This is a genomic window from Methylobacterium sp. WL1 (assembly GCF_008000895.1).
Lineage (GTDB): Bacteria > Pseudomonadota > Alphaproteobacteria > Rhizobiales > Beijerinckiaceae > Methylobacterium.
On the sequence record NZ_CP042823.1, the window covers coordinates 2643115 to 2666023 of the forward strand.

General features: G+C 70.6%; 20 protein-coding genes. 10 read left to right on the top strand and 10 right to left on the bottom strand.

From position 1 onward, the window contains the following. Positions 1-119: 119 nt before the first annotated feature. The 5 genes from lptF (at position 120) to rsmA (ending at position 7510) form a co-directional block, all read left to right on the top strand. Complete coding sequence (lptF, locus tag FVA80_RS12840; RefSeq protein WP_147906643.1) at positions 120-1280, top strand: LPS export ABC transporter permease LptF; 1161 nt, start codon at positions 120-122, stop codon at positions 1278-1280. A 7-nt stretch (positions 1281-1287) separates the two neighbouring features. Next, positions 1288-2376, top strand: coding sequence for an LPS export ABC transporter permease LptG (gene lptG / locus FVA80_RS12845; RefSeq protein WP_147906642.1), 1089 nt, complete (start codon positions 1288-1290; stop codon positions 2374-2376). 78 nt (positions 2377-2454) lie between these two features. Next, positions 2455-5034, top strand: coding sequence for an LPS-assembly protein LptD (locus FVA80_RS12850; RefSeq protein WP_147906641.1), 2580 nt, complete (start codon positions 2455-2457; stop codon positions 5032-5034). 506 nt (positions 5035-5540) lie between these two features. Continuing rightward, a complete protein-coding gene (pdxA, locus tag FVA80_RS12855) occupies positions 5541-6659 on the top strand; it encodes a 4-hydroxythreonine-4-phosphate dehydrogenase PdxA (RefSeq protein WP_147906640.1) in 1119 nt (372 codons plus the stop codon). Continuing rightward, positions 6656-7510 carry a 16S rRNA (adenine(1518)-N(6)/adenine(1519)-N(6))-dimethyltransferase RsmA gene (gene rsmA / locus FVA80_RS12860; protein ID WP_147906639.1) on the top strand — a complete coding sequence of 285 codons (855 nt, stop codon included), beginning with the start codon at positions 6656-6658 and terminating at the stop codon, positions 7508-7510. Before pdxA ends, rsmA begins: the two co-directional genes overlap by 4 nt. Before the next feature lie 295 nt (positions 7511-7805). On the opposite strand, the gene FVA80_RS12865 is transcribed toward rsmA, so the two are convergent. The 3 genes from FVA80_RS12865 to FVA80_RS12875 all read right to left on the bottom strand — a co-directional run bounded on the left by FVA80_RS12865 (position 7806) and on the right by FVA80_RS12875 (position 10743). Next, a complete protein-coding gene (locus FVA80_RS12865) occupies positions 7806-8783 on the bottom strand; it encodes a TIM44-like domain-containing protein (RefSeq protein ID WP_147906638.1) in 978 nt (325 codons plus the stop codon). 124 nt (positions 8784-8907) lie between these two features. Next, positions 8908-10002 (bottom strand): ATP-binding protein, encoded by a 1095-nt coding sequence (locus tag FVA80_RS12870; RefSeq protein WP_147906637.1) that lies wholly within the window; start codon positions 10000-10002, stop codon positions 8908-8910. 108 nt (positions 10003-10110) lie between these two features. Beyond that, complete coding sequence (locus FVA80_RS12875) at positions 10111-10743, bottom strand: helix-turn-helix transcriptional regulator (RefSeq protein WP_147856975.1); 633 nt, start codon at positions 10741-10743, stop codon at positions 10111-10113. Positions 10744-11360: 617 nt separating this feature from the next. Between FVA80_RS12875 and FVA80_RS12880 the strand changes: the two genes are divergently transcribed. From FVA80_RS12880 to FVA80_RS12895, 4 genes are all read left to right on the top strand, one after another. Then, positions 11361-11711: a DUF952 domain-containing protein gene (locus tag FVA80_RS12880; protein ID WP_147906636.1), complete on the top strand. Its 351-nt coding sequence runs from the start codon at positions 11361-11363 to the stop codon at positions 11709-11711. After that, positions 11708-12784 (top strand): quinone-dependent dihydroorotate dehydrogenase, encoded by a 1077-nt coding sequence (locus FVA80_RS12885; RefSeq protein ID WP_147906635.1) that lies wholly within the window; start codon positions 11708-11710, stop codon positions 12782-12784. Before FVA80_RS12880 ends, FVA80_RS12885 begins: the two co-directional genes overlap by 4 nt. A 282-nt stretch (positions 12785-13066) precedes the next feature. After that, the gene (locus tag FVA80_RS12890; RefSeq protein ID WP_147906634.1) at positions 13067-15364 is read left to right on the top strand and encodes an FdhF/YdeP family oxidoreductase; all 2298 of its coding nucleotides are present in this window, start codon (positions 13067-13069) and stop codon (positions 15362-15364) included. Next, positions 15361-15639, top strand: coding sequence for a hypothetical protein (locus FVA80_RS12895; RefSeq protein ID WP_147906633.1), 279 nt, complete (start codon positions 15361-15363; stop codon positions 15637-15639). Before FVA80_RS12890 ends, FVA80_RS12895 begins: the two co-directional genes overlap by 4 nt. An 8-nt stretch (positions 15640-15647) precedes the next feature. On the opposite strand, the gene FVA80_RS12900 is transcribed toward FVA80_RS12895, so the two are convergent. From FVA80_RS12900 to FVA80_RS12925, 6 genes are all read right to left on the bottom strand, one after another. Continuing rightward, positions 15648-16130, bottom strand: a complete 483-nt coding sequence (locus FVA80_RS12900) for a VOC family protein (protein WP_147906632.1) — start codon at positions 16128-16130, stop codon at positions 15648-15650. A gap of 41 nt (positions 16131-16171) precedes the next feature. Continuing rightward, on the bottom strand, positions 16172-16465 hold the full coding sequence (locus FVA80_RS12905; protein WP_147906631.1) for an SRPBCC domain-containing protein: 294 nt from the start codon (positions 16463-16465) through the stop codon (positions 16172-16174). 48 nt (positions 16466-16513) lie between these two features. Next, positions 16514-16927, bottom strand: coding sequence for a glyoxalase/bleomycin resistance/extradiol dioxygenase family protein (locus FVA80_RS12910; protein WP_147896503.1), 414 nt, complete (start codon positions 16925-16927; stop codon positions 16514-16516). Positions 16928-17377: 450 nt separating this feature from the next. Then, complete coding sequence (locus tag FVA80_RS12915) at positions 17378-18547, bottom strand: SDR family oxidoreductase (RefSeq protein WP_246692389.1); 1170 nt, start codon at positions 18545-18547, stop codon at positions 17378-17380. A 203-nt stretch (positions 18548-18750) separates the two neighbouring features. Further along, the gene (locus FVA80_RS12920) at positions 18751-19608 is read right to left on the bottom strand and encodes a MipA/OmpV family protein (protein WP_187193667.1); all 858 of its coding nucleotides are present in this window, start codon (positions 19606-19608) and stop codon (positions 18751-18753) included. 398 nt (positions 19609-20006) lie between these two features. Continuing rightward, entirely contained in the window at positions 20007-20900 is an 894-nt protein-coding gene (locus FVA80_RS12925; protein WP_147906629.1) for a CoA ester lyase, read from the bottom strand. Positions 20901-21116: 216 nt separating this feature from the next. Here FVA80_RS12925 and FVA80_RS12930 point away from each other — a divergent pair, with 216 nt between their 5' ends. Beyond that, positions 21117-21455, top strand: a complete 339-nt coding sequence (locus tag FVA80_RS12930; protein WP_147906628.1) for a YMGG-like glycine zipper-containing protein — start codon at positions 21117-21119, stop codon at positions 21453-21455. 76 nt (positions 21456-21531) lie between these two features. On the opposite strand, the gene FVA80_RS12935 is transcribed toward FVA80_RS12930, so the two are convergent. Next, positions 21532-22908 carry an MATE family efflux transporter gene (locus FVA80_RS12935; RefSeq protein WP_147906627.1) on the bottom strand — a complete coding sequence of 459 codons (1377 nt, stop codon included), beginning with the start codon at positions 22906-22908 and terminating at the stop codon, positions 21532-21534. Position 22909 lies beyond the last annotated feature (1 nt).

Sequence of the window (22909 nt, forward strand, 5' to 3'; positions counted from 1 at the left end):
CCGCCTTGTGTAGCCGCTGAGGCGGCAAACGCAACGCGACGCAGCAGCCCTGGAATCGCCCCTTTTGTCGGTTCCCTGGCCCATGAGGGCGCGAGAGGACGGGCGGAACTGCCGGGCCAATGAGGCAGATCGAGCGCTACATCTTTCGGATCGCTCTGGGCGCGAGCCTCGCGTGCCTGATCGGCCTCACCGGCACGATCTGGCTGACGCAGGCCCTGCGCGAGCTCGATCTGGTGACCGCCAAGGGCCAGACCCTCCTGGTCTTCCTGTTCGTGACCGGGCTGTCGCTGCCGACGCTGGTGGTGGTGATCGCGCCCGTGGCGCTGTTCATCGGCACCGTGTACGCGCTGAACAAGCTCAACGGCGATTCCGAGCTAATCGTGATGTCGGCCGCCGGCATGCCGCCGCGCGCGCTGCTGCGGCCGTTCCTGACGCTCGCGCTGATCGTGAGCTTCCTGGTGGGGTTCCTGGTGGTGGTGGTGATGCCCGCGAGCTTCCAGGAGCTGCGCGACGTGATCACCCGGGTCCGGGGCGACTTCATTGCGAACGTCGTCAAGGAGGGGCAGTTCACCCAGCTCGACAACGGCATCACCTTCCACTTCCGCGAGCGCGGGCCCGGCGGCGTGCTCAAGGGCCTGTTCATCCAGGACCGGCGCGAGGCCGGGAAGACCAAGGTCTACCTCGCCGACCGCGGCAACGCCGTCGACATCGACGGGCAGAGCTTCCTCGTCCTGGAGAACGGCAGCGTCCACCAGCAGCAGAAAGATTCGCGCGATTCCTCGATCCTGACCTTCGAGCGCTACACGATCGACCTCGCGGCCTTCGCGCCCCCGGATGCCGACACGATCTACAAGCCGCGCGAGCGCTCGACCTCGCAGCTGCTGTTCCCCGACCAGACCGAGGGCTACTACAAGCTGCAGAAGGGCCGGTTCCGGGCCGAGCTGCACGATAGGCTGTCGGCCTGCCTCTATCCGCTGGCCCTGGTGTTCATCGCCTTCGCGGCGCTCGGCGATCCCCGCACCACTCGGCAGGGCCGCGGGCTCGCGGTCGCCGGGGCGATCCTGGCCGTGGTCGCCCTGCGAATCGCCGGCTTCGCCGCGGTGAGCGCCGCCGCGCGCAGCGCCGGGGCGGTGGCGGCGATCTACGGTGTCCCGCTCCTGGCGATCGCGCTGTCCGGCCTGCTGATCTTCTTCGGCCCGCGGGTGCGCGCCTTCAATGCCGCGGTGGCGGGCGCGGTGCGCGCCCTGTTCCGCGCCCCGCGCCTCGCCCCGGCACGCTGAGCCCACGATGCTGATCGGTCCGACCCTCGGGCGCTACTTCGCCGCCCGGTTCGCCCGCACGGTGCTCGGTGTGTTCGTCACCGTGTTCGCGCTGGTCTACACCCTGGACTTCGTCGAGCTCCTGCGCCGGGCCGGCGAGGCCGAGGGCGCCTCCACCGGGCTGATGGCGCTGCTCTCGCTCTACCGAACCCCGGCGGTGGCCGAGGGCGTGCTGCCCTTCGCGGTGCTGTTCGGCTCGATGGCAGCCCTGCTGCAGCTCTCGCGCAAGCTGGAACTGGTGGTCGCGCGCGCGGCCGGGATCTCGGCCTGGCAGTTCCTCCAGCCCGGCTTCTTCGTGGCCCTGGCGCTGGGGGCCGTGGCCGTCGGCATCTACAACCCGGTCTCGGCCTTGCTGAAGCAGCGCTCCACCGAGATCGAGGCCAAGATCTTCGCCAAGTCGACCAAGGCGGGGTCCGGCAAGGATCTCTGGATCCGCCAGCGCGGCCTGGACGGCGAGGCGATCATCCGGGCCGAGACCGCCATCGAGGGCACCACGACCCTGGCGGGCGTTTCGGTCTTCACCTTCGACGAGGCCGGCAAGTTCGCCGAGCAGATCGTGGCCGCCCAGGCCACCCTGCACGACGGCTACTGGGCGCTGTCGGACGCCCGCGTGCTGGCCCCGGACGCGCCGCCTGAGTCGTTCGACACCTACCTGATCGCCTCGAACTTGGACCCCGGGCAGGTCCGGCAGCGCTTCACCCCCCCGGAATCTGTGCCTTTCTGGCAACTTCCCACAACCATCGCGCGGACCGAGCGGGCCGGTCTCGACGCCACCCGATACCGTCTTCAGTACGATGTCCTGTGGGCCCGGCCGGTCCTGTTTCTGGCCATGGTGATCGTGGCTGCAACCGTTTCCTTACGGTTCTTCCGCTTTGGTGGGGTCGGTAAACTCGTCCTCGGCGGCGTCGCGGCGGGCTTCGCTCTCTACGTGGTCCGACAGGTCATGGAGGGGCTCGGCGCCTCCGGACTCGTCGCCGCACCGGTGGCGGCCTGGTTCCCCGCCGTGGTAGGCAGTCTTCTCGGTACGCTTACGCTTCTGTACCAGGAAGACGGCTGACGCCCGTGAGTCATCGCGGGACGGGAGACGGGTGTGTGAGGTTGGTGGCGGATCACGTCACAGGGGTTGGGTCGCGCGTTGCGTAAGGTTGCCCACATCCTGCGGAAGACGGCCCTCCTGGCCGCGCTGGCACTCGCCGCGCCGCTGGCCGGGGGCGTCTCGGCGCATGCCCAGGGGATGGCTGCGCCGAAGCTCGGCAAGCCGGGCGACAAGCTGCTCGTCGAGGCCAACGAGCTGATCTACGACAACGACCACAACACCGTGACCGCGCGGGGCAACGCCGAGCTGCATTTCGGTCCCCGGACCCTCCAGGCCGACAGCGTGCGCTACGACCGCGGCACCGGCCGGGTCTTCGCCCAGGGCAACGTCCGCCTCACCGAGGCCGATGGCGGCGTCGTGACCGGCGCACGCATGGAGCTGACCGACGACTTCAAGACCGGCTTCGTCGACGCGTTCCGCGGCCAGCAGACCGTGGAGCGGCGGACCGAGACGGTGCGGACGCGGTTCTCGGCGCCCCGGGCCGAGCGCCTGAACGGCGAGCAGACCAGCTTCGAGGCCGGCAGCTACACCGCCTGCGAGCCGTGCAAGGACAACCCGGAGACGCCGCCGCTCTGGCAGATCCGCGCCAAGAAGATCATCCACGACAACAAGACCCACACGATCTACTTCGACGATTCCACCCTGGAGATCGCCGGGATCCCGGTCGCCTACCTGCCCTATTTCGAGGCGGCGGATCCGACCGTGAAGCGCAAGACCGGCTTCCTGACGCCGCGCTTCATCTCGACCACGGCGCTCGGCCGCGGCGTGTCGCTGCCGTACTTCGTCGACCTCGCGCCCAACTACGATCTGACCATCACCCCGACCCTGCTGAGCCGCCAGGGCGTGCTCGGCCAGGCCGAGTTCCGCCAGCGGATCGACAACGGCTTCTACAACATCCGCCTGTCGGGCATCTCGCAGACGACTCCGTCGGCGTTCCTCCCGAGCCCGCTGGGGGCCGGCGAGCGCGACTTCCGCGGCTCGGTGGAATCGCAGGGGCGGTTCTACATCAACGACCGCTGGCGGACCGGCTGGGACCTCGTCGGCGTCACCGACAAGTGGTTCCTCGACAACTATAGAATCCGCAACCAGAACATCACCACGGACTATTTCCGCGAGGCGACCTCGACGGCCTACCTGGTCGGACAGGGCGACCGGTCGTGGTTCGAGGCGCGCGGCTACTACTTCAAGGGCCTGTCGAGCTTCGACTGGCAGAAGCAGCAGCCGATCGTCGCGCCGGTGATCGACTACGACAAGCGCGTCAACGGCCCGGCCGAGATCGGCGGCGAAGTGCGGTTCCAGGCCAACATCACCAGCCTGACCCGCGAGACCACCCAGTTCCAAGGTCTGCCGCGCACCTCGAGCTACCTGTTCTCGCCGAGCGTGAACGGCGTCAGCTTCCCGCTCTATCAAACCTGCACGGTGTTCCAGCGCGGCCTGTGCGCCATCGACGGGCTCGCCGGCACCAATACCCGCGCCTCGGCCGAACTGTCCTGGCGCCGGAGCTTCATCGACGATTGGGGGCAGAAGTTCACGCCGTTCGCGTATCTGCGCACCGACGCGTTCTTCACCAACCCGAGCTTCTCCGGCTACCAGAACGACCTCGCCCCCCAGGTCGCCAAGATCGACGACGGCTTCGCCGGCCGGGTGATGCCGGCGGTCGGGCTCGATTACCGCTACCCGTTCGTCGCCAATTTCGGTGCGCTCGGCGTCCACACCCTGGAGCCGATCGGCCAGATCATCGCGCGCCCGTCCGAGACCCGGATCGGCCGCCTGCCGAACGAGGACGCCCAGAGCCTGGTGTTCGACGACACCTCCCTGTTCGAGTGGGACAAGTTCTCCGGCTACGACCGGGTCGAGGGCGGCGTGCGCACCAATCTCGGCGGCCAGTATTCCGTGGTGACGCCCTCGGGCTGGTACACCAACGTGATGTTCGGCGAGTCCATCCAGCTCGCCGGGGTGAACTCGTTCCGCCGGGGCGACATCGCCAATGTCGGGTTGGATTCCGGCCTGGAGACCCGGCGCTCCGACTTCGTCGGGCGGTTCCAGGTCTCGCCGAACCAGAACATCACGTTCATCACCCGGGCGCGGTTCGACCAGTCCGACTTCCACGTCGCCCGGCTCGAGACCGGCGCCACGGCGCGGTTCGCGCCGTTCCTGCCGCTCACCGTCTCGGCGTTCTACTCGTATTACGAGGCGCAGCCGCTGCTCGGCTACAGCCACTACCGCGAGGGCGTGACCGCCAGCGCCACCTACAACATCACGCCGAACTGGTTCGTTTCCGGCTCGCTGCTGGTGGACCTGACCCACTACCTCGACATCCGCAACACCTACACGGATGCCCTCTCGGCCTACCTCGCCAACCCGATCGGCACGGTGCCCACCTACCAGAACCCGGGCCGGTTCTACCTCTCCGGCGCGAGCTTCGGCGGCGGCTACCAAGACGAGTGCACGACCATCTCGATCAACTACATCAACTCGCCGATCGCCACCGCGACCGGTGTCCGCGAGCGCAACCAGACCGTGCTGCTCCGCCTCGAGCTGAAGACGCTGGGCGAAGCGGATCTGCGCCAGAACGTCGGTACCGCCACCACCGCGGACGGCATCGCCACCGTGCGGTAGTGTGCTGGGGTTTTTCGGGTAGAGCCTAGGTCGCGGCAGGCTCCGCACCGGAAAACGCGCCGTCCGCGCAAACGCGTTGCTGGCTTGCGTTGGTGCGGACGGCGTAGGTCCCCTCCCCGCAAGGGCTCCGGGTTAGCCGGGGTGGACGATTCATCTCTCGCAGAGTGATCCCCAGATCCGATGACCCGCGCCGTCATTCCGGGGCGCCGCGGGCGAGCCCGGAACCCAGAACCGCTATCGGTGCAGGAGCACGACACGTCGGCGTCTCTGGATCCCGCGCTCCGCTGCGCGGCCCCGGGACGCCGCGCTGCGTCTCATCCGGAACCACCCCTGCCCTCCACCTCCTTTCCACAAGGGACAGGAGAGAGAAGCGCGTCTCGCGCACGGTCGATTTCGTAACCCGCTGAGGCGGAGAGAAACACGCGTCTGCCGCCATCCTCCCGCGATGAAGCGGAGATCTGCCCCGAGAGGATGCGCCCCCGCCCCACGGGCGCTATAGACCCCCGATGCCGCCGCTCGCCCTCACCCTCGGAGACCCGGCCGGGATCGGCCCGGAACTCGCCCTCAGCGCCTGGCTCGGACGGGGCGGCGCGGATCCGCTGCCGCCGTTCTTCCTCGTGGCCGACCCGGACTTCATCGAGCGCCTCGCGAACCGGCTGAACCGGCCCGTCCCGGTGGCCGAGGTCGATCCCGAGACCGCTGCCGAGGTGTTTCCCCGGGCGCTGCCCGTGGTGCCGCTGCCGAGCGGCGCGACGGTGGCGGCCGAGCCCGGCGTCCCGGATTCCGGCAATGCCGGCGCGGTCATCGAGTCGATCACCGCCGCGGTGGCTTTCGTGGCGGCCGGGCGCGCCGGTGCCGTGGTCACCAACCCGATCGCCAAGTTCGTCCTGACCCGGGCCGGGTTCGCCCATCCGGGCCACACCGAGTTCCTGGCCGCCCTGTCCGTCGCCCCCGGCCGCACGCCGCCGCGTCCGGTGATGATGATCTGGAGTACGGATCTCGCGGTCGTGCCGGTGACGATCCACGTCCCGCTCAAGGACGTGCCGGGCCTGCTTACCCAGGAACTGGTGGAGGAGACCGCCCGGATCGTCGCCCGGGACCTGCGCGACCGGTTCGGCTTGGCCGAGCCGCGCCTGGTGCTCGCCGGGCTCAACCCCCATGCCGGCGAGGCCGGGACCATCGGGCACGAGGACCGTGACGTGCTGGCACCCGCGGTGGCGCGGCTGCGGGCCGCCGGGATCGACATCCGCGGGCCCCTGCCCGCCGACACCCTGTTCCACGCCCGCGCCCGGGCGACCTACGACGTCGCCCTCGCGCCGACACACGATCAGGCGCTGATCCCGATCAAGACCATCGCGTTCGACGACGGCGTCAACGTCACCCTCGGGCTGCCGTTCGTACGGACCTCGCCGGACCACGGCACCGCCTTCGACATCGCCGGGACCGGGGTGGCGCGACCCGACAGCCTGATCGCCGCCCTGCGGCTCGCGCGGCGGCTCGCCGACACCGAGGCGGCCCGCACCGGCCCCGGCCCGGGCGGCGCCGACATCATCCCGTTCAGCATCTATGCCGGGCGGCCGCGCGCCACGGGCGCCCAGCATTTCGACGCCGAGGACGAGCTGTGAACGATGGAGACGGGCTGCCGCCCCTGCGCGATGTCGTCGCCCGGCATGGGTTGGAGCCCAGGAAGGCGCTGGGCCAGAACTTTCTGTACGATCTTAATCTCACCGGCCGGATCGCGCGCGCCGCGGGGCCGCTCGACGGCGTGACCGTGGTCGAGGTCGGCCCCGGGCCCGGCGGCCTGACCCGCGCGCTGCTGGCCGAGGGCGCGGCCCGGGTCGTGGCGATCGAACGCGATCCCCGCGCCCTGCCGGCGCTCGCCGAGATCGCGGCGCATTATCCCGGCCGGCTGGAGGTCGTGGACGCCGACGCCCTCGCGTTCGATCCCCGGCCGCTGATCGGGACCGGCCCGGTCCGGATCGTCGCGAACCTGCCCTACAACGTCGGGACTGCGCTGCTCACCGGTTGGCTCGACGGCGCGGCCTGGCCGCCCTGGTGGGACCAGGCGGTGCTGATGTTCCAGCGCGAGGTCGCCGAGCGCATCGTCGCGGGCCCAGAGACCCGGGCGGATTACGGCCGGCTCGGCGTGTTGTGCGGCTGGCGCACGCAGGCCGACATCCTGTTCGACGTAAGCCCCTTGGCCTTCGTGCCGCCGCCGAAGGTGACGTCCAGCGTCGTGCGGCTGTTGCCCCGGGCGCAGCCCCTGCCCTGCCGGGCCGGCGCCCTGGAGGCCGTGACCCGGGCGGCGTTCGGCCAGCGCCGCAAGATGCTGCGCCAGAGCCTGAAGGCCCTGAGCCCCGAGCCCGGCGCCCTGCTGGCGGCGGCCGGGATCCTGGAGACGGCCCGGGCCGAGGAGGTGCCGGTGGCGGGGTTCGTGACCCTGGCCAACCTGTGGGACGCGGAGCGTGGACGGTAAGGCTGCCGGCCACGCGTCCAGACATTTCGCTCCCGCTCGAGCAACCACCCCGTGATTCCGGGGCCGCGAAGCGGAGCCCGGAACCCAGAACCGCAGGTCCGGGAAAACCTTGCACCGTCAGCGGTCCTGGGTTCCGGGCTCGCCTGCGGCGCCCCGGAATGACGGGGTTGGATTTACAGCCGCCGGGCCGTTTGATCCGGTATCTGCCCAAAAAACAAAAAAACCGGCGCCGCGGAAACGGCGCCGGTTCGATAACCGCGTCCCGGCCTGAAAGGCCGGGACGGCAAATCCCAGATCAGCGGGTCTGCTGAATCGCTGAGAGCACCCAGCCGCGGCCGGGCTGGCGCTGGAAGGTCCAGAGTTCGACGGCCTCCGGGGCGGGCTCGGTCTTCACGACCCGGCCGCTTGCGCGGTCGACCATCATGTCCTTGAGGGCGTAGCGCATCGCCACGGTGGCGTAGTCGGTACGGTCCTCGCCCCAGGATTCCGCGAGGTCGCCCTGCAGCAGCTTCACGTCCGTGATCTTGTTGACCACACCCTGGGCCGCGTTGTTGCGCAGCTCCTCGTCGAAGTAGCCGGCCATCTCGGGCGTCGCCAGGTTGCCCAGCGTCACCCGATCCTCACGGGTGTAGGCGTCCTGGATGTCGCCGAGCAGGCGCTCGAACGCCTGGTAGTCGGCCGGGCCGATCTGGACGTTGCGGGTCTGTACCGGACGCTGGCCGCCGAACGAGCCGCCGGTGGCCGCGCCGCCCATCGGACCGCCCAAATTCGGGCCGCCCTGGTTGGGGCCGCCATCGAGCGTCGAGCGGGCGTAGGGCGCGCCGGCGCCGGCCGGCTCGCTGCGGCGGCGGAAGAACCGCACCGCCAGCATCACCACCAGCACGACCAGGCCGACCTGGAACAGCAGGCCGATCATGGAGGCGAGGCCGCCGAGGCCGCCGAAGAAGCCACCGCCCAGCAGGGCGCCGAGCAGGCCGGCGCCGAGCAGGCCAGCAAAGAAGCCGCCGCCGAAGCGACGACCGGGCGCGGCCGGCGCCTGCATCCCGGGATTGGACATCCCGGGGGACGGCGCGGTCTGGGACCGCTGCATGGTCGAGCCGCCGCCCGGCGCCGTGGGCGTCGCGGAGGGGGCGGTGTAGGTCCGCGAGCCGCGCGAACCGAAGGACCCGCCGCCGCCCGGACGGGCTTCCGCGACGGGCGCCGCGACGGTCAAGGCAGCAGCGAGCGCCAGGAAGGCGGCCGTGCGCCGACGACGCGAGAATTGGGTGAGCATGTACGCGCCTCTGAGGACGAGAACCGAGTGGCGGAAGCCGCCGACGACTATATGGTGACGGCTCAGCGCGGGTTTTAGTCCGCGCCTCTCGGCGTCGTGATGACGTTTGTCGCCGACCGTCGCGTCAGTGCAGCGTCCGGTCCGGCGCAGCCGGGAAGCCGAGGCGCACCCGGGTGCCCTCGCCGGGCTGGCTGTCCAGGGTGATCGTGCCGTTCTGGCGCTTCATCAGGCCGTGCACGATGGCGAGGCCCGCGCCCCGTCCCGCCTCGTGGCTGGTCTGGAACGGCGCGAGCGCCCGGGCCAGCATCTCGGGCGACATGCCCGGCCCGGTATCGCTGACCTGGATCCCCACGGTGCCGGGCCCCGGCTGGTGCAGAGCCCGGTCGCCCGGATCGACCCGGAAGGTGGAGAGCGTCAGCGTCCCGCCCGCCGGCATGGCCTCGCAGGCATTGGCGACCAGATGCCGCAGGGCGAACTCGATCTGCGTCGGGTTGCTGATCGCCCGGGGCAGCCCCGGCGTCGGGTTCACCACGAGGCGGATCCCGGCCGGGAAGTCCGGCGCGAGGCGTTCCGCCAGCTCCGCCACGATGGCATCGAGGTCCACGGCGCGCACGTCCGGGGCGATCCGGCGCGAATAGGCCAGGAGCTGGCGCGTGAGGATCGCGGCCCGCTCGGTGGCGTCGGCCGAGCGGACGAGCGCCCGCTGGATGAACGGCTCGGGCCGGTCGCCCAGGCGGCGCTTCAGCCCGTCGATGTAGCCGATCAGGATCTGCAGGAAGTTGTTGAATTCGTGGGCGACGCTGTTGGTCAGCAAGCCCAGGGCCTCGCGCTGCCGCGATAGAGCCAGCGCCCCCTCGGCCTCGCGCCGTGCCGTGACGTCGAGCATCTGGCCGATCGTCGCATCGCTCCCGGGGAGCTGCCCCAAGGTAAGGCTCGCCCAGAAGCTGGTCCCGTCCGACCGCTGCGCCAGGAATTCCTGCGGTGCGTCGCCCGAGAGATCGGGCGCCGACCCGCGGCTCGCCAGGATCGGCTCGAGGCCGCGTTCGGCAAACGCCTGCGCCGGATGACCGGTCAGGCGCTCGAAGGCCGGGTTGGCGTACCGGACGCGACCCTGCGCATCGACGAGAAGACTGGGCGTGGGCAGCGCATCGAGAAGTGCGCGGGCCTGCGCCGTGAGCGGGCCGCCCGCCTCGCCGTGATCCGTCCCGGGCTGCGTCATCCTGCGTCCGAGCTGAGCGGGTGCGGGAAACCCGCGGCGAGGCCCGCGATAGCGGCGAACCGCGGCGCGGCCAAGGGGGACGGATTCAACCCCGGAGCGCGGTGACTCTCATTGCCGGACCCACATCACCCGGGCCATCCAGGCGACCTCGCCGATATTGAGGACCCGGTCCTCGTGCTCCGGATTGAGCGAGACCAGCTCCACGGTCCGGGCGGTGCGCCGCCGCAACTCTTTGGCGAGGACCTCGCCACCGTGGAGGCGCACCACGACACGGTCGCCCTTGCGCACGCTGGCGGTGGGCGACACGATCAGCACGTCCCCGTCGCGGAACAGCGGCTGCATGGAATCGCCCTGGATCTCCAGCGCGAAGGCGCGCTCCTCGCCCAGGTCGGGGAACTCGATCTCCTCCCAGCCGGCCCCGCCGGTGGGCATGCCCTCATCGGTGAACAGGCGTCCGGCCCCGGCCTGGGTCAGGCCGATCAGCGGCACCATGGTGCGGGCCGGGATCTCCCGGGCCTCGATCAGGCGCAGGAACTCGTCGAGGCTTGCGCCGGTGGCGGCCAGCACCTTCGAGACCGATTCCGTGGAGGGCCAGCGCTTGCGCCCGTCGGCGCCGATCCGCTTGGAACGGTTGAAGCTCGTCGCATCGAGGCCCGCGCGGCGGGCGAGCCCGGAGGCGGAGTAGCCGTGTCGCTCCGCCAGGCGGTCGATGGCGTTCCAGATCTGCTCGTGAGACAGCATGTCGGGCTCGAAGGCTCAACGTGAGCGGGCCGGCACCCCCGTCTCGCCAGCCGGCTGCCGGCTGCCGCGGAGGCACAGAGGCAGTCTCCCCGGAGGATTCGGACTGAAATCACCCGAGGAGCGCGGTATATTGAAGACCGCCACGAGCCGGCCCGAGTGACCCGTTTCGGACACGGTTCTGTGACGCTCAGCCTAGTCGTAGGAAAGTAGAACTACAACCTACAGAATGCAATCGCCGTTGGAATCGATCTGGTTTCCGTGTGTTGCCGGCGGATGGCGCGGTCTTCGGTGGGCGTGTCGTCCGGAGACAGGCCTGCTGCGGATTCCGCATGTCCGAGGCCGTATCCAGGATCCACCCCGTCATCCCGGGGCGCCGCAGGCGAGCCTGGGATCCAGAACCGCCGAGAGTTCAACCTTGCGCGGCATGTATCTCCGGATCCCGGGCTCCGCTTCGCGGCCGCGGGATGACGGGGTTGGTCTCCGGTCTGCCGTGCAGCCGCCTCGAAACGGCTCCGGCGACAAGACCGGTGGGATTGATCGGCGCGCACGCTCCTTCGGCCCTGGTTCCGGTCCCCGGAGCGATGGGCTATGGACCCTGCGCTTTCCAGGGAATGCCGATGCCGCTCATCTACAAGATCTGTCCGCGTGCGCCCTGGCGCGAGGCCGAGGCGGCGGGCCGGTTCACCGGGGCGCCCGTCGACCGGGCCGACGGCTTCATCCACTTCTCCACCGCCGCGCAGACCGCCGAGACGGCGGACCGCCATTTCGCCGGCCAGGCCGACCTGCTGCTGATCGCCGTGGAGGCCGAGACCCTGGGCGCGGCCCTGGTCTACGAGCCGTCGCGCGGCGGCGCTCTGTTCCCGCACCTCTACGGTGATCTGCCGCTCACGGCGGTGGTGTCGGTGGAGGATCTGCCCCTCGGGCCGGATGGGCAGCATGTCCTGCCGGCGGGACTCCCGCGCGCATGATCGCCGCCGCCTTCCCGCTGGTCCGCCCGCTGCTGCTTCGCCTCGATGCCGAGAGCGCCCACGACCTGACCCTGCGCGCCCTCGCGCTGCTGCCCCCGGGTAAGCCCGCCACGGACGACCCGCGCCTCGCCGTGGATCTGCTCGGGCGCCGTTTCCCCAATCCGGTCGGCCTCGCGGCCGGCTTCGACAAGGGGGCCCGGGTGCCGGACGCGATGCTCGGCCTCGGCTTCGGCTTCGTGGAGGTCGGCGGCGTGGTGCCGCGGCCGCAACCCGGCAACCCGAAGCCGCGAGCGTTCCGCCTCGCGGCCGACCGGGCGGTGATCAACCGCTACGGCCTGAACAGCGAAGGCCTGGCGACGGTGGCGGCGCGGCTCAGGGCCCGGGCTGGCCGGCCCGGCCTCGTCGGGGTCAATATCGGGGCCAACAAGGACTCCACCGACCGGCTGGCCGATTATGTCGCCTGCACCGGGACCCTGGCGCCCCTGGTCGATTTCGTCACCGTCAACGTCTCATCGCCCAACACGCCGGGCCTGCGCGACCTGCAGGGCGAGGCCTTCCTCGACGAACTGCTCGCCCGCACCGTCGAAGCCCGGGACGCGGCCGGCGCCAAGGCGGCGGTACTCCTGAAGATCGCCCCCGACCTCGCGCTGGATGCCCTCGACGAGATCTGCGCCACGGCGCTGAAGCGCGGGGTCCAGGCTTTGGTGGTCTCGAACACCACGGTGGCCCGGCCCGAGAGCCTACGGGAGAAGACCCTGGCCCGCGAGACCGGCGGCCTCTCCGGCCGGCCGCTGTTCGGCCCGGCTACCCGGATGCTGGCCCAGACCCGCCTCCGCGTCGGCGACACGCTTCCCCTGATCGGCGTCGGCGGCGTCGATTCCGCCGAGGCCGCCTGGACCAAGATCGAGGCCGGTGCGAGCTTGGTCCAGCTCTATTCGGCGCTGGTCTATGACGGGCCAGGGCTGGTGGATCGCATCAAGGCCGGCCTCGTCCAGCGGATGGCCGCGAACGGGCTGGCCTCGCTCAGCCAGGTCGTCGGCCGGGGCGCTGCGGATCTCGCCCGCGCGGCCTGAGCCGCCGTCGGCCTGGGCCGGTCCCACACGCACTCCGTCATCGCGCCCGGGTCGCCGCATGCCAGGGCGGCGTGCGGGGCTTCGAATTGCCGGCGACCCGGTCGACCGCCGCTGGTCGCACCCGCCAGTTTAGAAAGGCTTTGCCGAGCGGAGACTTAGTCTGTGCCCCATGCATGAGGGGCCTGCGCCTGCACGCCATTGTGAGCGGTATCCCAAGCCGCTTATCTCGCGGTTGCGAATTGGCGAGCCAACTCGCTTTCATGAGAACATCCAGGACAATTCATGGCCCAGCCTGACGGGGCTCCCAAGCGCTCATCCGCCGCCGGCGGCTGGGGTGCTCTGAAGAGTTGCGGCAAGCACTTGTTCGGCTCGCGTGCTCCGCTGACGGGGGCCCGTGCGCTGCTGAAGGCGAACCAGCCCGACGGGTTCGATTGCCCGGGCTGCGCCTGGGGCGACCCGGAGCACGGTTCGTCGTTCGAGTTCTGCGAGAACGGCGTGAAGGCGGTGTCCTGGGAGGCCACCGACAAGCGCACGCCGCCCGCCTTCTTCGCCCGCCACACGCTCACCGAGCTGCGCGGCTGGAGCGACTACGCCCTGGAGGGCGAAGGCCGCCTCACCCATCCGATGCGCTACGATGCGGCGAGCGACCGCTACCTGCCGGTGAGCTGGGACGAGGCCTTCGCCGAGATCGGCGTGACGTTGCGCGGCCTCGACACCCCCGACCAGGCCGAGTTCTACACCTCGGGCCGCGCCTCCAACGAGGCGGCCTATCTCTACCAGCTGTTCGCCCGCTCCTACGGGACCAACAACTTTCCCGACTGCTCGAACATGTGCCACGAGGCCAGCGGCGTCGCCCTGATCGACGCCATCGGCATCGGCAAGGGCACGGTGCTGCTGGAGGATTTCGAGAAGGCGGACGCGATCTTCTGCGTCGGCCAGAATCCCGGCACCAACCATCCGCGCATGCTCGGCGACCTGCGCCGGGCGGCCGAGCGCGGCGCCCAGGTCGTGGTGCTGAACCCCGTGCGCGAGCGCGGGCTGGAGCGCTTCGCCGACCCGCAGAACACCGTCGAGATGCTGCGCGGCTCCAGCCAGCCGATCGCCAGCCACTACCTCCAGCCGCGCTCCGGCGGCGACATGGCGGCCTTCCGGGGCATCGCCAAGATCGTGTTCGCGCGCGACGCCGAGGCCCTCGCGGCCGGGCGACCGTCGCTGCTCGACCGGGCCTTCCTGGAGCACCACACCGCGGGTCTCGACGCCTACCGGGCCGCCGTGGAGGCGACCGCCTGGGACGCAATCCTCGACCAGTCGGGCCTGACCTACGAGGACATCTCCGCCATGGCGGATGTCTATCTCGGCGCGCAGCGGGTGATCGCCACCTGGGCCATGGGCGTGACCCAGCACCGCCACTCGGTGGCGACCGTGCGGGAGATCGCCAACCTGCTGTTCCTGCGCGGCCATATCGGCCGGCCCGGGGCCGGCCTGTGCCCGGTGCGCGGCCATTCCAACGTCCAGGGTGACCGCACGGTCGGTATCAACGAGCGCCCGCCGGTGGCCTTCCTCGAATCGCTGGAGCGGCATTTCGGCCTCGCCATGCCGCGCCGGCACGGCCACAACGTCCTCGCGGCGATCCGGGCGATGCGCGACGGCACGTCGAAGGCCTTCATCGGGCTCGGCGGAAACTTCCTGCGCGCGACGCCGGACACGCCCGTGGTGGCGCAGGCGCTCGCCGCCTGCCGCCTCACCGTCCACATCGCGACCAAGCTCAACCACGCCCACCTTGTGCCGGGCGCCATCGGCTACCTGCTGCCCTGCATGGGCCGCACCGAGATCGACCGGAATGCGGCTGGCAAGACCCAGATCGTGACCGTCGAGGATTCGATGAGCATGGTCCACGGCTCGGGCGGCATCAACAAGCCGGCCTCGAAGGAGCTGCGCTCCGAGATCGCGATCATCGCCGGCATGGCCCAGGCCACCGTCGGTTCGGCCGCGATCGACTGGGCCGGACTGGCGGCCGATTACGACCGGATCCGCGAGGCGATCGCCGCGACGATCCCGGGCTTTGCGGAGTACAATACACGTGTGCGCAAGCCGCGCGGCTTCATGCTGCGTAACCTCGCCGCCGAGCGGGTGTTCGAGACCGCCACGGGCCGGGCCAACTTCTCCGCCGACGCCCTGCCGGCCGAGACCGAGCATCAGGTTGCCCGGAAATCCGCGGACACCTACGTTCTCCAGACCTTCCGCAGCCACGACCAGTACAACACCACGATCTACGGCCTCGACGACCGCTACCGCGGCGTCTACGGCGAGCGGAAGGTGCTGTTCGCCCACCCGGACGACCTCGCCGAGATCCGCGATCGGATCGGCGAGCGCGTCGACATCGTCGGCCTCCATGCCGACGGCGTGACCCGGCGGGCCGAGGATTTCCGCCTCGTCCCGTTCGACATGCCCCGGGGCGCGGTGGCCGGCTACTACCCGGAGCTGAACGTGCTGGTGCCGCTCTCGACCTTCGGTGAGAAGAGCGACACGCCGACCTCGAAATCGGTGCTCGTGACCCTGCAGGCCCGCGCGGCCGCGTGAGCGGGCCCGCGGACCGTCCCCTGGACGAGGCGGCGTTCGTCGCCGCCCTCGACCGCGTGACGGCGGCCCATCCCGGGATGATGCCGCTGGAGGCCGGGCTGCTCGCGGCCCTTTCCCTCGGCCTGCCCGGCGACAGCCGCGCCTTCGCCCGCACCTTCGCGGTGGAGCACGCCCTGGTGCTGCGTGCCCTCTCAGGGCTGGAGGAGGCGGGCCACGTCGCGGTGACCGCCCGGGATGCGCGCACCCAGCGCACGCGCTACGGGGCGGCCGCCTAGGCCCTCTTTCAAGACGCGGCGGCGGCCGCCTCCAGGGCCGCGACGTCGAGCTTCACCATGGTCTGCATGGCTGCGAACACCCTGGCCGCCACCGCGGGATCGGAATCTGCGAGCAGCCGCGGCAGGGCCTCCGGGACGATCTGCCAGGGCACGCCCCAGCGGTCGCGCAGCCAGCCGCACTGGATCTCCGCCCCGCCCTCCGCGGTGAGGGCGTCCCACAGCCGGTCGACGTCCGCCTGATCCGCGCAGGACACCGCAATCGACGCGGCGGTGCCGTACGCGGCCGGGACGCCACCGTTAAGCGCCTGGAAGCTCTGGCCGCCCAGGGTGAACGCCACCAGGATCGCGGCGCCCGGCGCGCCGCCGGGCCAGGGTCCGGGCGCCCGCAGGATCGGCCCGAGGCTGGAGCCGGGCACCAGCGACACGTAGAACCGCGCGGCCGCCTCCGCGTCGTCCGCGAACCAAAGGCAGGTGCTGACCGTCTTCGCCATGACGAGACCTCCGTCCCGGGGGATTGGACCCGTCGCGCGGCCTACAACTCGGCGGCGCGTTCGGCGAGCTGATTGGCGCAGCGGCCCCAGCCCTCGTGGAAGCCCATGGCCTCATGGACACCCGCGCTCTGGAATTCCGAGCCGTCGGACGCCCGCATGACGATTCGGGTGGCGCCCCCGGTGCGCAGGTCGGTCTCGGCCTCCGAGACCGTGAAGGGCGCGGGTGCGAACCAGCGCTTCAGGAGATCCGGCTCGGTCCGGGCCGGGTAGAGCGCTGCCGGGGATGCGGCGATGCTGCGCGTGAGGACGAGGTCGCGCCCGGTCGGATCGGTCATGGCGGGGCTCGGAAGCGTGGGCGGGTTCGGGATCGCGCGCGCGGGCCGTCAGCCTTTGCGCTGGTTCATGGCCCAGATGATCCCGAACGGATCGCGCAACTGGCCGTAGCGGTCGCCCCAGAACATCTCGGCCGGCGGCATCAAGGCGGTCGCGCCCGCCGCGACGGCCTCGGCGTAGCGCGCGTCGATATCCTCGACCATCAGCATGAGGGAAAACGCCTGCGGCGCCTGCAGCGGGTGGCCATGCTCTGGGAAGGCGTCGCTCAGCATCAACGACGACCCGTTGACGTGGAGGTGCACGTGCATGGTCCGGCCCTGGTCGTCCGCCGGCATCGCGGTGACGATTTCGGCCCCGAAGGCGCGCCCGTAGAACTCGGCCGCTCTCAAGGCGCCGTCCACGGTCAGGTAGGCCACCAGCCCGCCCTTCACCGGGGCCGGGATGTCTGGGTTCGCGCTGCTCATGGCGTGAGCCTCCGATCGCGGCCGCGCGCCCAGGATCCATGCGTTCGACACGGTCCGATTCGGCCGGTCGAATAGTGTCTCATCCCATGTGTGATCCGTCGAGCGGCGCGCGAATGGGGATCGAATATTTGAAACGCGGGCCGCATGAGATTAACCGGCGGACCCAGGCGCGCACCCTCACCCCGGTGCGGAAGAGGATGGCCCGCAAAGCGGGTCGGGAAAGGGGAACCCGGCTTCCCAAAGGGACGAGACCCAGCCCTTGCAAGGTGTTTGCAGCAGCTGTCGGCATCGAACCGTCCCGCCTGTCCGGCGCCCCCTGGTCTTTGTAGAAGCCGCTTTGAAGGCAGCTTCGTCATCCCGGGGCCGCGAAGCGGAGCCCGGGATCCAGAACCATCGTCGGATCAAAGACTTGCGCCGTCGCGTCTCGTCAGTCCAGATCGCCGGCGAAATTCACGCGATCGCCGCCAGCGGCCGGTCCGGATGCACGGCCTCCGCGCCGGGGCTCGGCGCGAACATCTCCATGTCGTCGGCGAACTGCTCCACGATCGTCCCCGAGTTCGCGAGGCACACCGGAAGATACGAGGCGAGCGACGGCGCCTGCGCGAACCCGTCCTCGAGCAGCCTGTCGTTGGCGAAGGTGAGGTCGAGGGCGCAGAAGGCGTAGTAGGCGCGGGTGGCACGCAGCATCGCCCGCTTGGACGCGTCGTTCAGGCCGAACACCTCTGCGAAGCGCTTGCGCAACCGGGCGTGGTCGCGCTCGAGATCGAAGCGCTGGAAGGCACGCACCCCGTCGCTCGGATCCGCCGCCTCGAAGGCGGCGATCACGTCGGCCCAGCGGGTCCGCCCGGCCGTGCCCGCGGAGAGGTGATAGAGGGTGTGGTTCAGCTCACGCTTCGCGAGGAGGCCGATCAGCATCTCGGCGACCCAGTCGGCCGGAACGATGTCGACGCAGCTCTCCGGGCTGCAGGGCAGCAAGCGCAGGGCGTCGGCGGCGCGCAGGACCCAGAGGATGCTCGAACTCGGCGCGGCGCCGAGCGTCGCATGACCGACGACGATCGATGGGCGCGCCACCACGATCGGCAGGTCGGGGAATAGCGCGGCGAGCGATGTCTCGGTCGCCGCCTTCGATTCGGTGTAGCCGACGATGTGCTGGGCGTCGGCATCGGGATAAGCCGCCTCCTCCACCAGGCTGGGGGCGCCCGCACCGCAGATCATGGCGGTTCCGACATGCAGGAACCGCTGCAATCCCGGCATGGCCCGGGCCCGGCGGGCGAGCGCCAGGGTGCCGTCATGGTTGGTCCGGAACACGCGCTCGCCGCCCCACCACGAGGTGTCGGCGGCGAGGTGGAGCACGTGGGTGCACGCGTCGAGCCGCGGATCCATGTCGAGGTCCGCCCGGGTGAAGTCGCCGGGCACGATCTCGATCTTGCGCACCAGGCGCTGGGCCGTGAACGCGTCGGTGAACCGCTCCAGGCGCGCGGCGATGCGCTGGCGCCCCTGCTCCACGCTCGTGCACCGGACCAGGCAGACCCAGCTCGCGTCGTCGTCGCGGCTGAGGGCCTGGTGAAGCACGGCGCCGCCGATCAACCCGGTCCCGCCCGTCAGAAGTATGCGTGCCAACGGTGCTCTCCGCTCGATAGGGAGAGTGAGTAGCGCAAAACTTCGGAAACAATCCCGCGGCGGCAGCTTAAAACATGAACTTTCTTCGACCGTGCCCGATCAGCCACAGTCATCACGGGCCCGTGATCGTTTGGCGGAAGATACTCACGAACGCGTGATCTATGTGATCAAGAAGAAGACCGCTCGTTGGTCTTTGTCCAAGTTCAAGGAAACATGCGGAATGAGTAGATCGCCCCGACCGCAACCGTAAGTTCGTTCGCGGTGCCGACGCGGCGCACGATCGGGCTCGCCGCCGCCGCGGCGATCAGCCGGTCGTAGCGGACATAGCCGAGGCTCTGCCATGCGTCGGACCAATCGTAGCTCAGCGTCGCCGTCGCTCCGGCGGAACGCGGTCCGGCCGAAGCCCGGTACGGGGCCAGGACGGGATTCACGAGCGTCGTGGCGACCGGGACGTCGAAATCCAGATGCATGGCGGCGGCATCGCCGACCACGAAACGGGGGCCCAGGCTGAGGGTGAACCGTCCGAAATGGCCCACCCAGTCGGCCGCCAGCTTGGCGATGATCCCGTCATGGGCGCGGACGCCCTGCGTGACTTCGGCCCGCAGCCTGAACGTATCGGGGACCGGCCAGACCTCTCCGAATAGGCCGAGCCCGACCGTGGCCGGCAAGTGCGGCAGGCCGGCGAGGCGCTGGTCGTCGCGGCGGGACCGGCCTTCCCGGAAATCGAGGACGGCACCCAGCTGGACCGGGCCTTCGCCCACGAGCGTGGCATCGAGGCCGTCGTCCGGGGACCACCAGTCGCGGGGTTCGTCGGCCTTGCGGAACGACAGGTAGGGCAAACCCCAGAGCCCGGCCGCCCGGCTTCCCTGGAAGCGCGGGCCGGCGCCGGCGAAACCGCCGACCGAGACGACGGTGTTGTGATCGAACAGCGCGCTGAGGTCGTCGGCACGCGCCGTGGCCGGGCAAAGCGCCAGGGCCGCCCAGAGGTACGGGCCGGGCCGTACGGCACGCCGGGGCCATCGATTCGGGAGTGCACGGGCGTGCACGGGCAGGCGAGGCACCGTCACGGTCCTTCTGTCACGCTAGGCTTAAAGACCTCTCCCATGACACGCCCATGTTAACGGCGATGGGTCAATCGTCCACGCGCGCACCCAGGATCCGCCGGGGCTCGCCGCGCCGGCCGATGAGTTTTGGGAGGGCGTGCACCGAGCTGCCAGGCGAATCGCTGTCGATTGCCGTCGTCCGAGCCGCGATCGGCCGAGCGGCGCCCCGGAATGACGATGCGGGTGATCAGATATGGAGGATCGGCCCTCGAGAGGGGAACCGTGCAACCCGCGTATCCCGTTTGGAAGCGCCGCGCGTCCGTTCAAGCGCGTACCGACGCGGGCTGCGCCGCCCGCCCCGGGACACGCCCACCACGATCTCGACGCGGGCCGGGACCCGCGTCGGACGCCCGATCTCAGAACCCCTTCGCCCTGATCGCCTCGGCCCAGGTCACGGCCCGGCGGTTCACGCCGAGGTGCTGGCGCTCGTAGAGGCGGCCTTCGAGCTTGATCGCGCCGCGCTTGGCGTATTCCGGGCGCTCGAACGCCTCGATCACCAGCTTGGCCCGGCGCACCTCCTCGTCGGTGGGCGCGAACGAGGCGTTGGCCGGCTCCAGTTGGGTCGGGTGGATCAGGGTCTTGCCGTCGAAGCCGAGGTCGCGGGCTTGGCGGCACTCGTCGCGGCAGCCTTCCGTGTCCGCGATGTCGTTGTAGACGCCGTCCAGGATCGCCAGGCCCTCGGCCCGGGCGGCGGCGAGCGCCATCATCATCCAGGGCAGCATCGGCACCCGGCCCGGCACGATCTTGGCCCAGGTGTCCTTGGCGAGGTCGTTGGTGCCCAGGACCAGGCAGGTCAGGCGCATGCGCGGATCGCGCTTGGCCCGGGCGATCTCCTGGATGTTGAGGATCGAGGCCGGGGTCTCGATCATCGCCCAGACGGCGATGCCCTCCGGGGCGTCGAGGGATTCGAGCCGGTCGGCGATGCTCTCCAGAACCGCCGAGGACGACACCTTCGGCATCAGGATCGCGTCGGGCTTGGCCTCGATGGCGGCGTGGAGGTCGGCTTCGCCCCAGGGGGTCTGCGGGGCGTTGACCCGGATCACCAACTCCCGGCTGCCGTACGCGCCGCTCTTGACCGCGGCGCAGACCTGCTCCCGGGCGAGCTCCTTCTCCTCGGGGCCGACCGCGTCCTCGAGGTCGAGGATGATGCTGTCCACCGGCAGGGTCTTGGCCTTGTCGAGCGCCCGCTGGTTCGACCCGGGCATGTAGAGCACGCTCCGGCGCAGGCGCAGGTCCGTCGTCGTGGCCATGGGCATCTCCCTCCTGCGGCCGCTCCCCGGCTGGCCTTCGTTGCACTGCACCCTAGAGCAGAACGTTCGATACGCCACGCCCGATGTCCTGCCATCGGTGAGTCCGCGCGTGGTTTGATACGGTCCGGGGCGGTGCTGGATCCAGCCGTGCTTTGGTCATGTTCTCACGGCTAAAGGCGGCCCGGGTTCATTCCTTGGATCCCGGGATCCAGTCTCATGCGCGCTCTCTCGACTGTCTTCGTCCTCGCCGGCCTGGTCCTGGCCGGGGCGCCCGATCCGGCCCGGGCTCAGAGCCGGACCACCCTGGGGGTCGGCTCCGGCGCGGTGGCCGGCGCCCTGGTGGGCGGCCCGATCGGGGCGGTCGCCGGCGCCGTGGTCGGCGGGTTCGTCGGCCATTCCAGCGAGCGCGGACGCCGCCACCTCCGTAGGGGCCGGCGGTACGGCAGCATCCGCCGGGCGCCCCAACGCCGCGCCGAGGCAGAGATCCCGCGCACAACCGGGACGGTCGCCCGGGCTGCGCCGCCGGCCGCCACGGCCTGGAAGGATCCGCGCTGAGCCGGGCCGCGCGCCCGGACCGCAATTCTTCGAAGAACGACCTGGGTTTCGGGCGCCGCGGCTTACGCTTCGCAGACTACGCGGAGGCTGGCGTCGGATTCCCATCTGCAGAATTCGTCGATCCACGAAACGTGGCGCGGGACAGGCGGGGAAACGCCACCGCCTGGAACAGGCCGCGGGCACCCAGGAACGCCACGAAGGCCAGCCACAGCCCGGCATTGCCGAGGCCAAACACCTGCACCAGCACCAGGGCCGCGCAGTAGATCGCGAGCGCGCCCGCCATCAGGTTGCGCATCGCCCGCGTCCAGGTCGCGCCGATATAGATCCCGTCATAGGCGAATGGCGCCGCCGCCGCGAACGGCGCCAGCGCGGCGTACGGCAGGTACGCCCGGGCGGTCTCGCGCACCGGCGCGCTCGTGGTGACGAAGTCGATGAAGCCCGGCCCCCCACCGAGCGCCAGCAGGCTGACCCCGATCCCGAAGCTCAGGCACCAGCGCAGGCTCAAGGCGGAGGCCCGCCGGAACCCGTCCGCATTCCCCGCGCCAACCGCTTGTCCGCACAGGGTTTCTGCCGCTGTGGCGAAGCCGTCGAGGAAGAAGCCGCCGATCAGGAACAGATTCCACAGGACGGAATTGGCCGCCAGGACCATGTCGCCCTGGCGTGCGCCGAGCGCCGAGAACAGCACGATGCCGGTGATCAGCGCCAGGGTGCGCAGGATCACGTCGAGATTGACGCTGAGCGTCCGGCGCAGGGCGGCGGCGTCCCGCAGATCACGCAGCGGCACCCGGAACGGTCGCGATCCGAGCCGCGCCAGTACGATCAGGCCGAGCCCCAGCCCGGCCGCCTCCGCGCAGAGCGACGCCAGCGCTGCGCCGGCGAGCCCCAGGCCGAGGCCGAGCACGAAGGCGAGCGTCAGCCCGACATTGATCAGGTTGATCGCCACCTGCAGCAGCAGACCGAGATCGGTCCGCCCACGCCCCACCACCGAGCCGAGCACGCCATAACTTGCCAGCACGAAGGGCGCGGACAGGATGCGGATAAGGAAGTAGGTCGCGAGCCCCAACGTCACCGCCTCGCTGGCGCCGCTGACCGCGAAGGCGGCGTGCGCGATCGGCCATTGCAGCACGACCAAACTCAGGCCGATCGCGGCGCCGGCCATCAGCGCTCGGGCCAGGATACGGTCGACCTCGATGCCCTCCCGGGCCCCGACCGCCTGGGCGGTCAGTCCCGCGGTTGCCATGCGTAGGGACCCGAACGACCAGAAGATGGCATCGAAGATGACGGCGCCCAGCGCAACCGCGCCGAGCAGGGCCGCATCGCCGAGCCGGCCGATCCCCGCCGCGCCGACGAAGCCGAGCATCGGCGTCGTGACATTGGCGAGCGTCATCGGCAGGGCCAGTGCCAATACGCGGCGATGCGTCGGCAGGACCGGGGCGGTGGGCGGATGCGTCATG

Coding starts and splice junctions, on each gene's coding strand:
- lptF (WP_147906643.1), top strand. CDS start 120: ATGAGGCAGATCGAGCGCTACATCTTTCGGATCGCTCTGGGCGCGAGC.
- lptG (WP_147906642.1), top strand. CDS start 1,288: ATGCTGATCGGTCCGACCCTCGGGCGCTACTTCGCCGCCCGGTTCGCC.
- pdxA (WP_147906640.1), top strand. CDS start 5,541: ATGCCGCCGCTCGCCCTCACCCTCGGAGACCCGGCCGGGATCGGCCCG.
- FVA80_RS12865 (WP_147906638.1), bottom strand. CDS start 8,783: ATGCTCACCCAATTCTCGCGTCGTCGGCGCACGGCCGCCTTCCTGGCG.
- FVA80_RS12870 (WP_147906637.1), bottom strand. CDS start 10,002: ATGACGCAGCCCGGGACGGATCACGGCGAGGCGGGCGGCCCGCTCACG.
- FVA80_RS12875 (WP_147856975.1), bottom strand. CDS start 10,743: ATGCTGTCTCACGAGCAGATCTGGAACGCCATCGACCGCCTGGCGGAG.
- FVA80_RS12880 (WP_147906636.1), top strand. CDS start 11,361: ATGCCGCTCATCTACAAGATCTGTCCGCGTGCGCCCTGGCGCGAGGCC.
- FVA80_RS12885 (WP_147906635.1), top strand. CDS start 11,708: ATGATCGCCGCCGCCTTCCCGCTGGTCCGCCCGCTGCTGCTTCGCCTC.
- FVA80_RS12890 (WP_147906634.1), top strand. CDS start 13,067: ATGGCCCAGCCTGACGGGGCTCCCAAGCGCTCATCCGCCGCCGGCGGC.
- FVA80_RS12900 (WP_147906632.1), bottom strand. CDS start 16,130: ATGGCGAAGACGGTCAGCACCTGCCTTTGGTTCGCGGACGACGCGGAG.
- FVA80_RS12905 (WP_147906631.1), bottom strand. CDS start 16,465: ATGACCGATCCGACCGGGCGCGACCTCGTCCTCACGCGCAGCATCGCC.
- FVA80_RS12910 (WP_147896503.1), bottom strand. CDS start 16,927: ATGAGCAGCGCGAACCCAGACATCCCGGCCCCGGTGAAGGGCGGGCTG.
- FVA80_RS12925 (WP_147906629.1), bottom strand. CDS start 20,900: ATGGCCACGACGACGGACCTGCGCCTGCGCCGGAGCGTGCTCTACATG.
- FVA80_RS12930 (WP_147906628.1), top strand. CDS start 21,117: ATGCGCGCTCTCTCGACTGTCTTCGTCCTCGCCGGCCTGGTCCTGGCC.
- FVA80_RS12935 (WP_147906627.1), bottom strand. CDS start 22,908: ATGACGCATCCGCCCACCGCCCCGGTCCTGCCGACGCATCGCCGCGTA.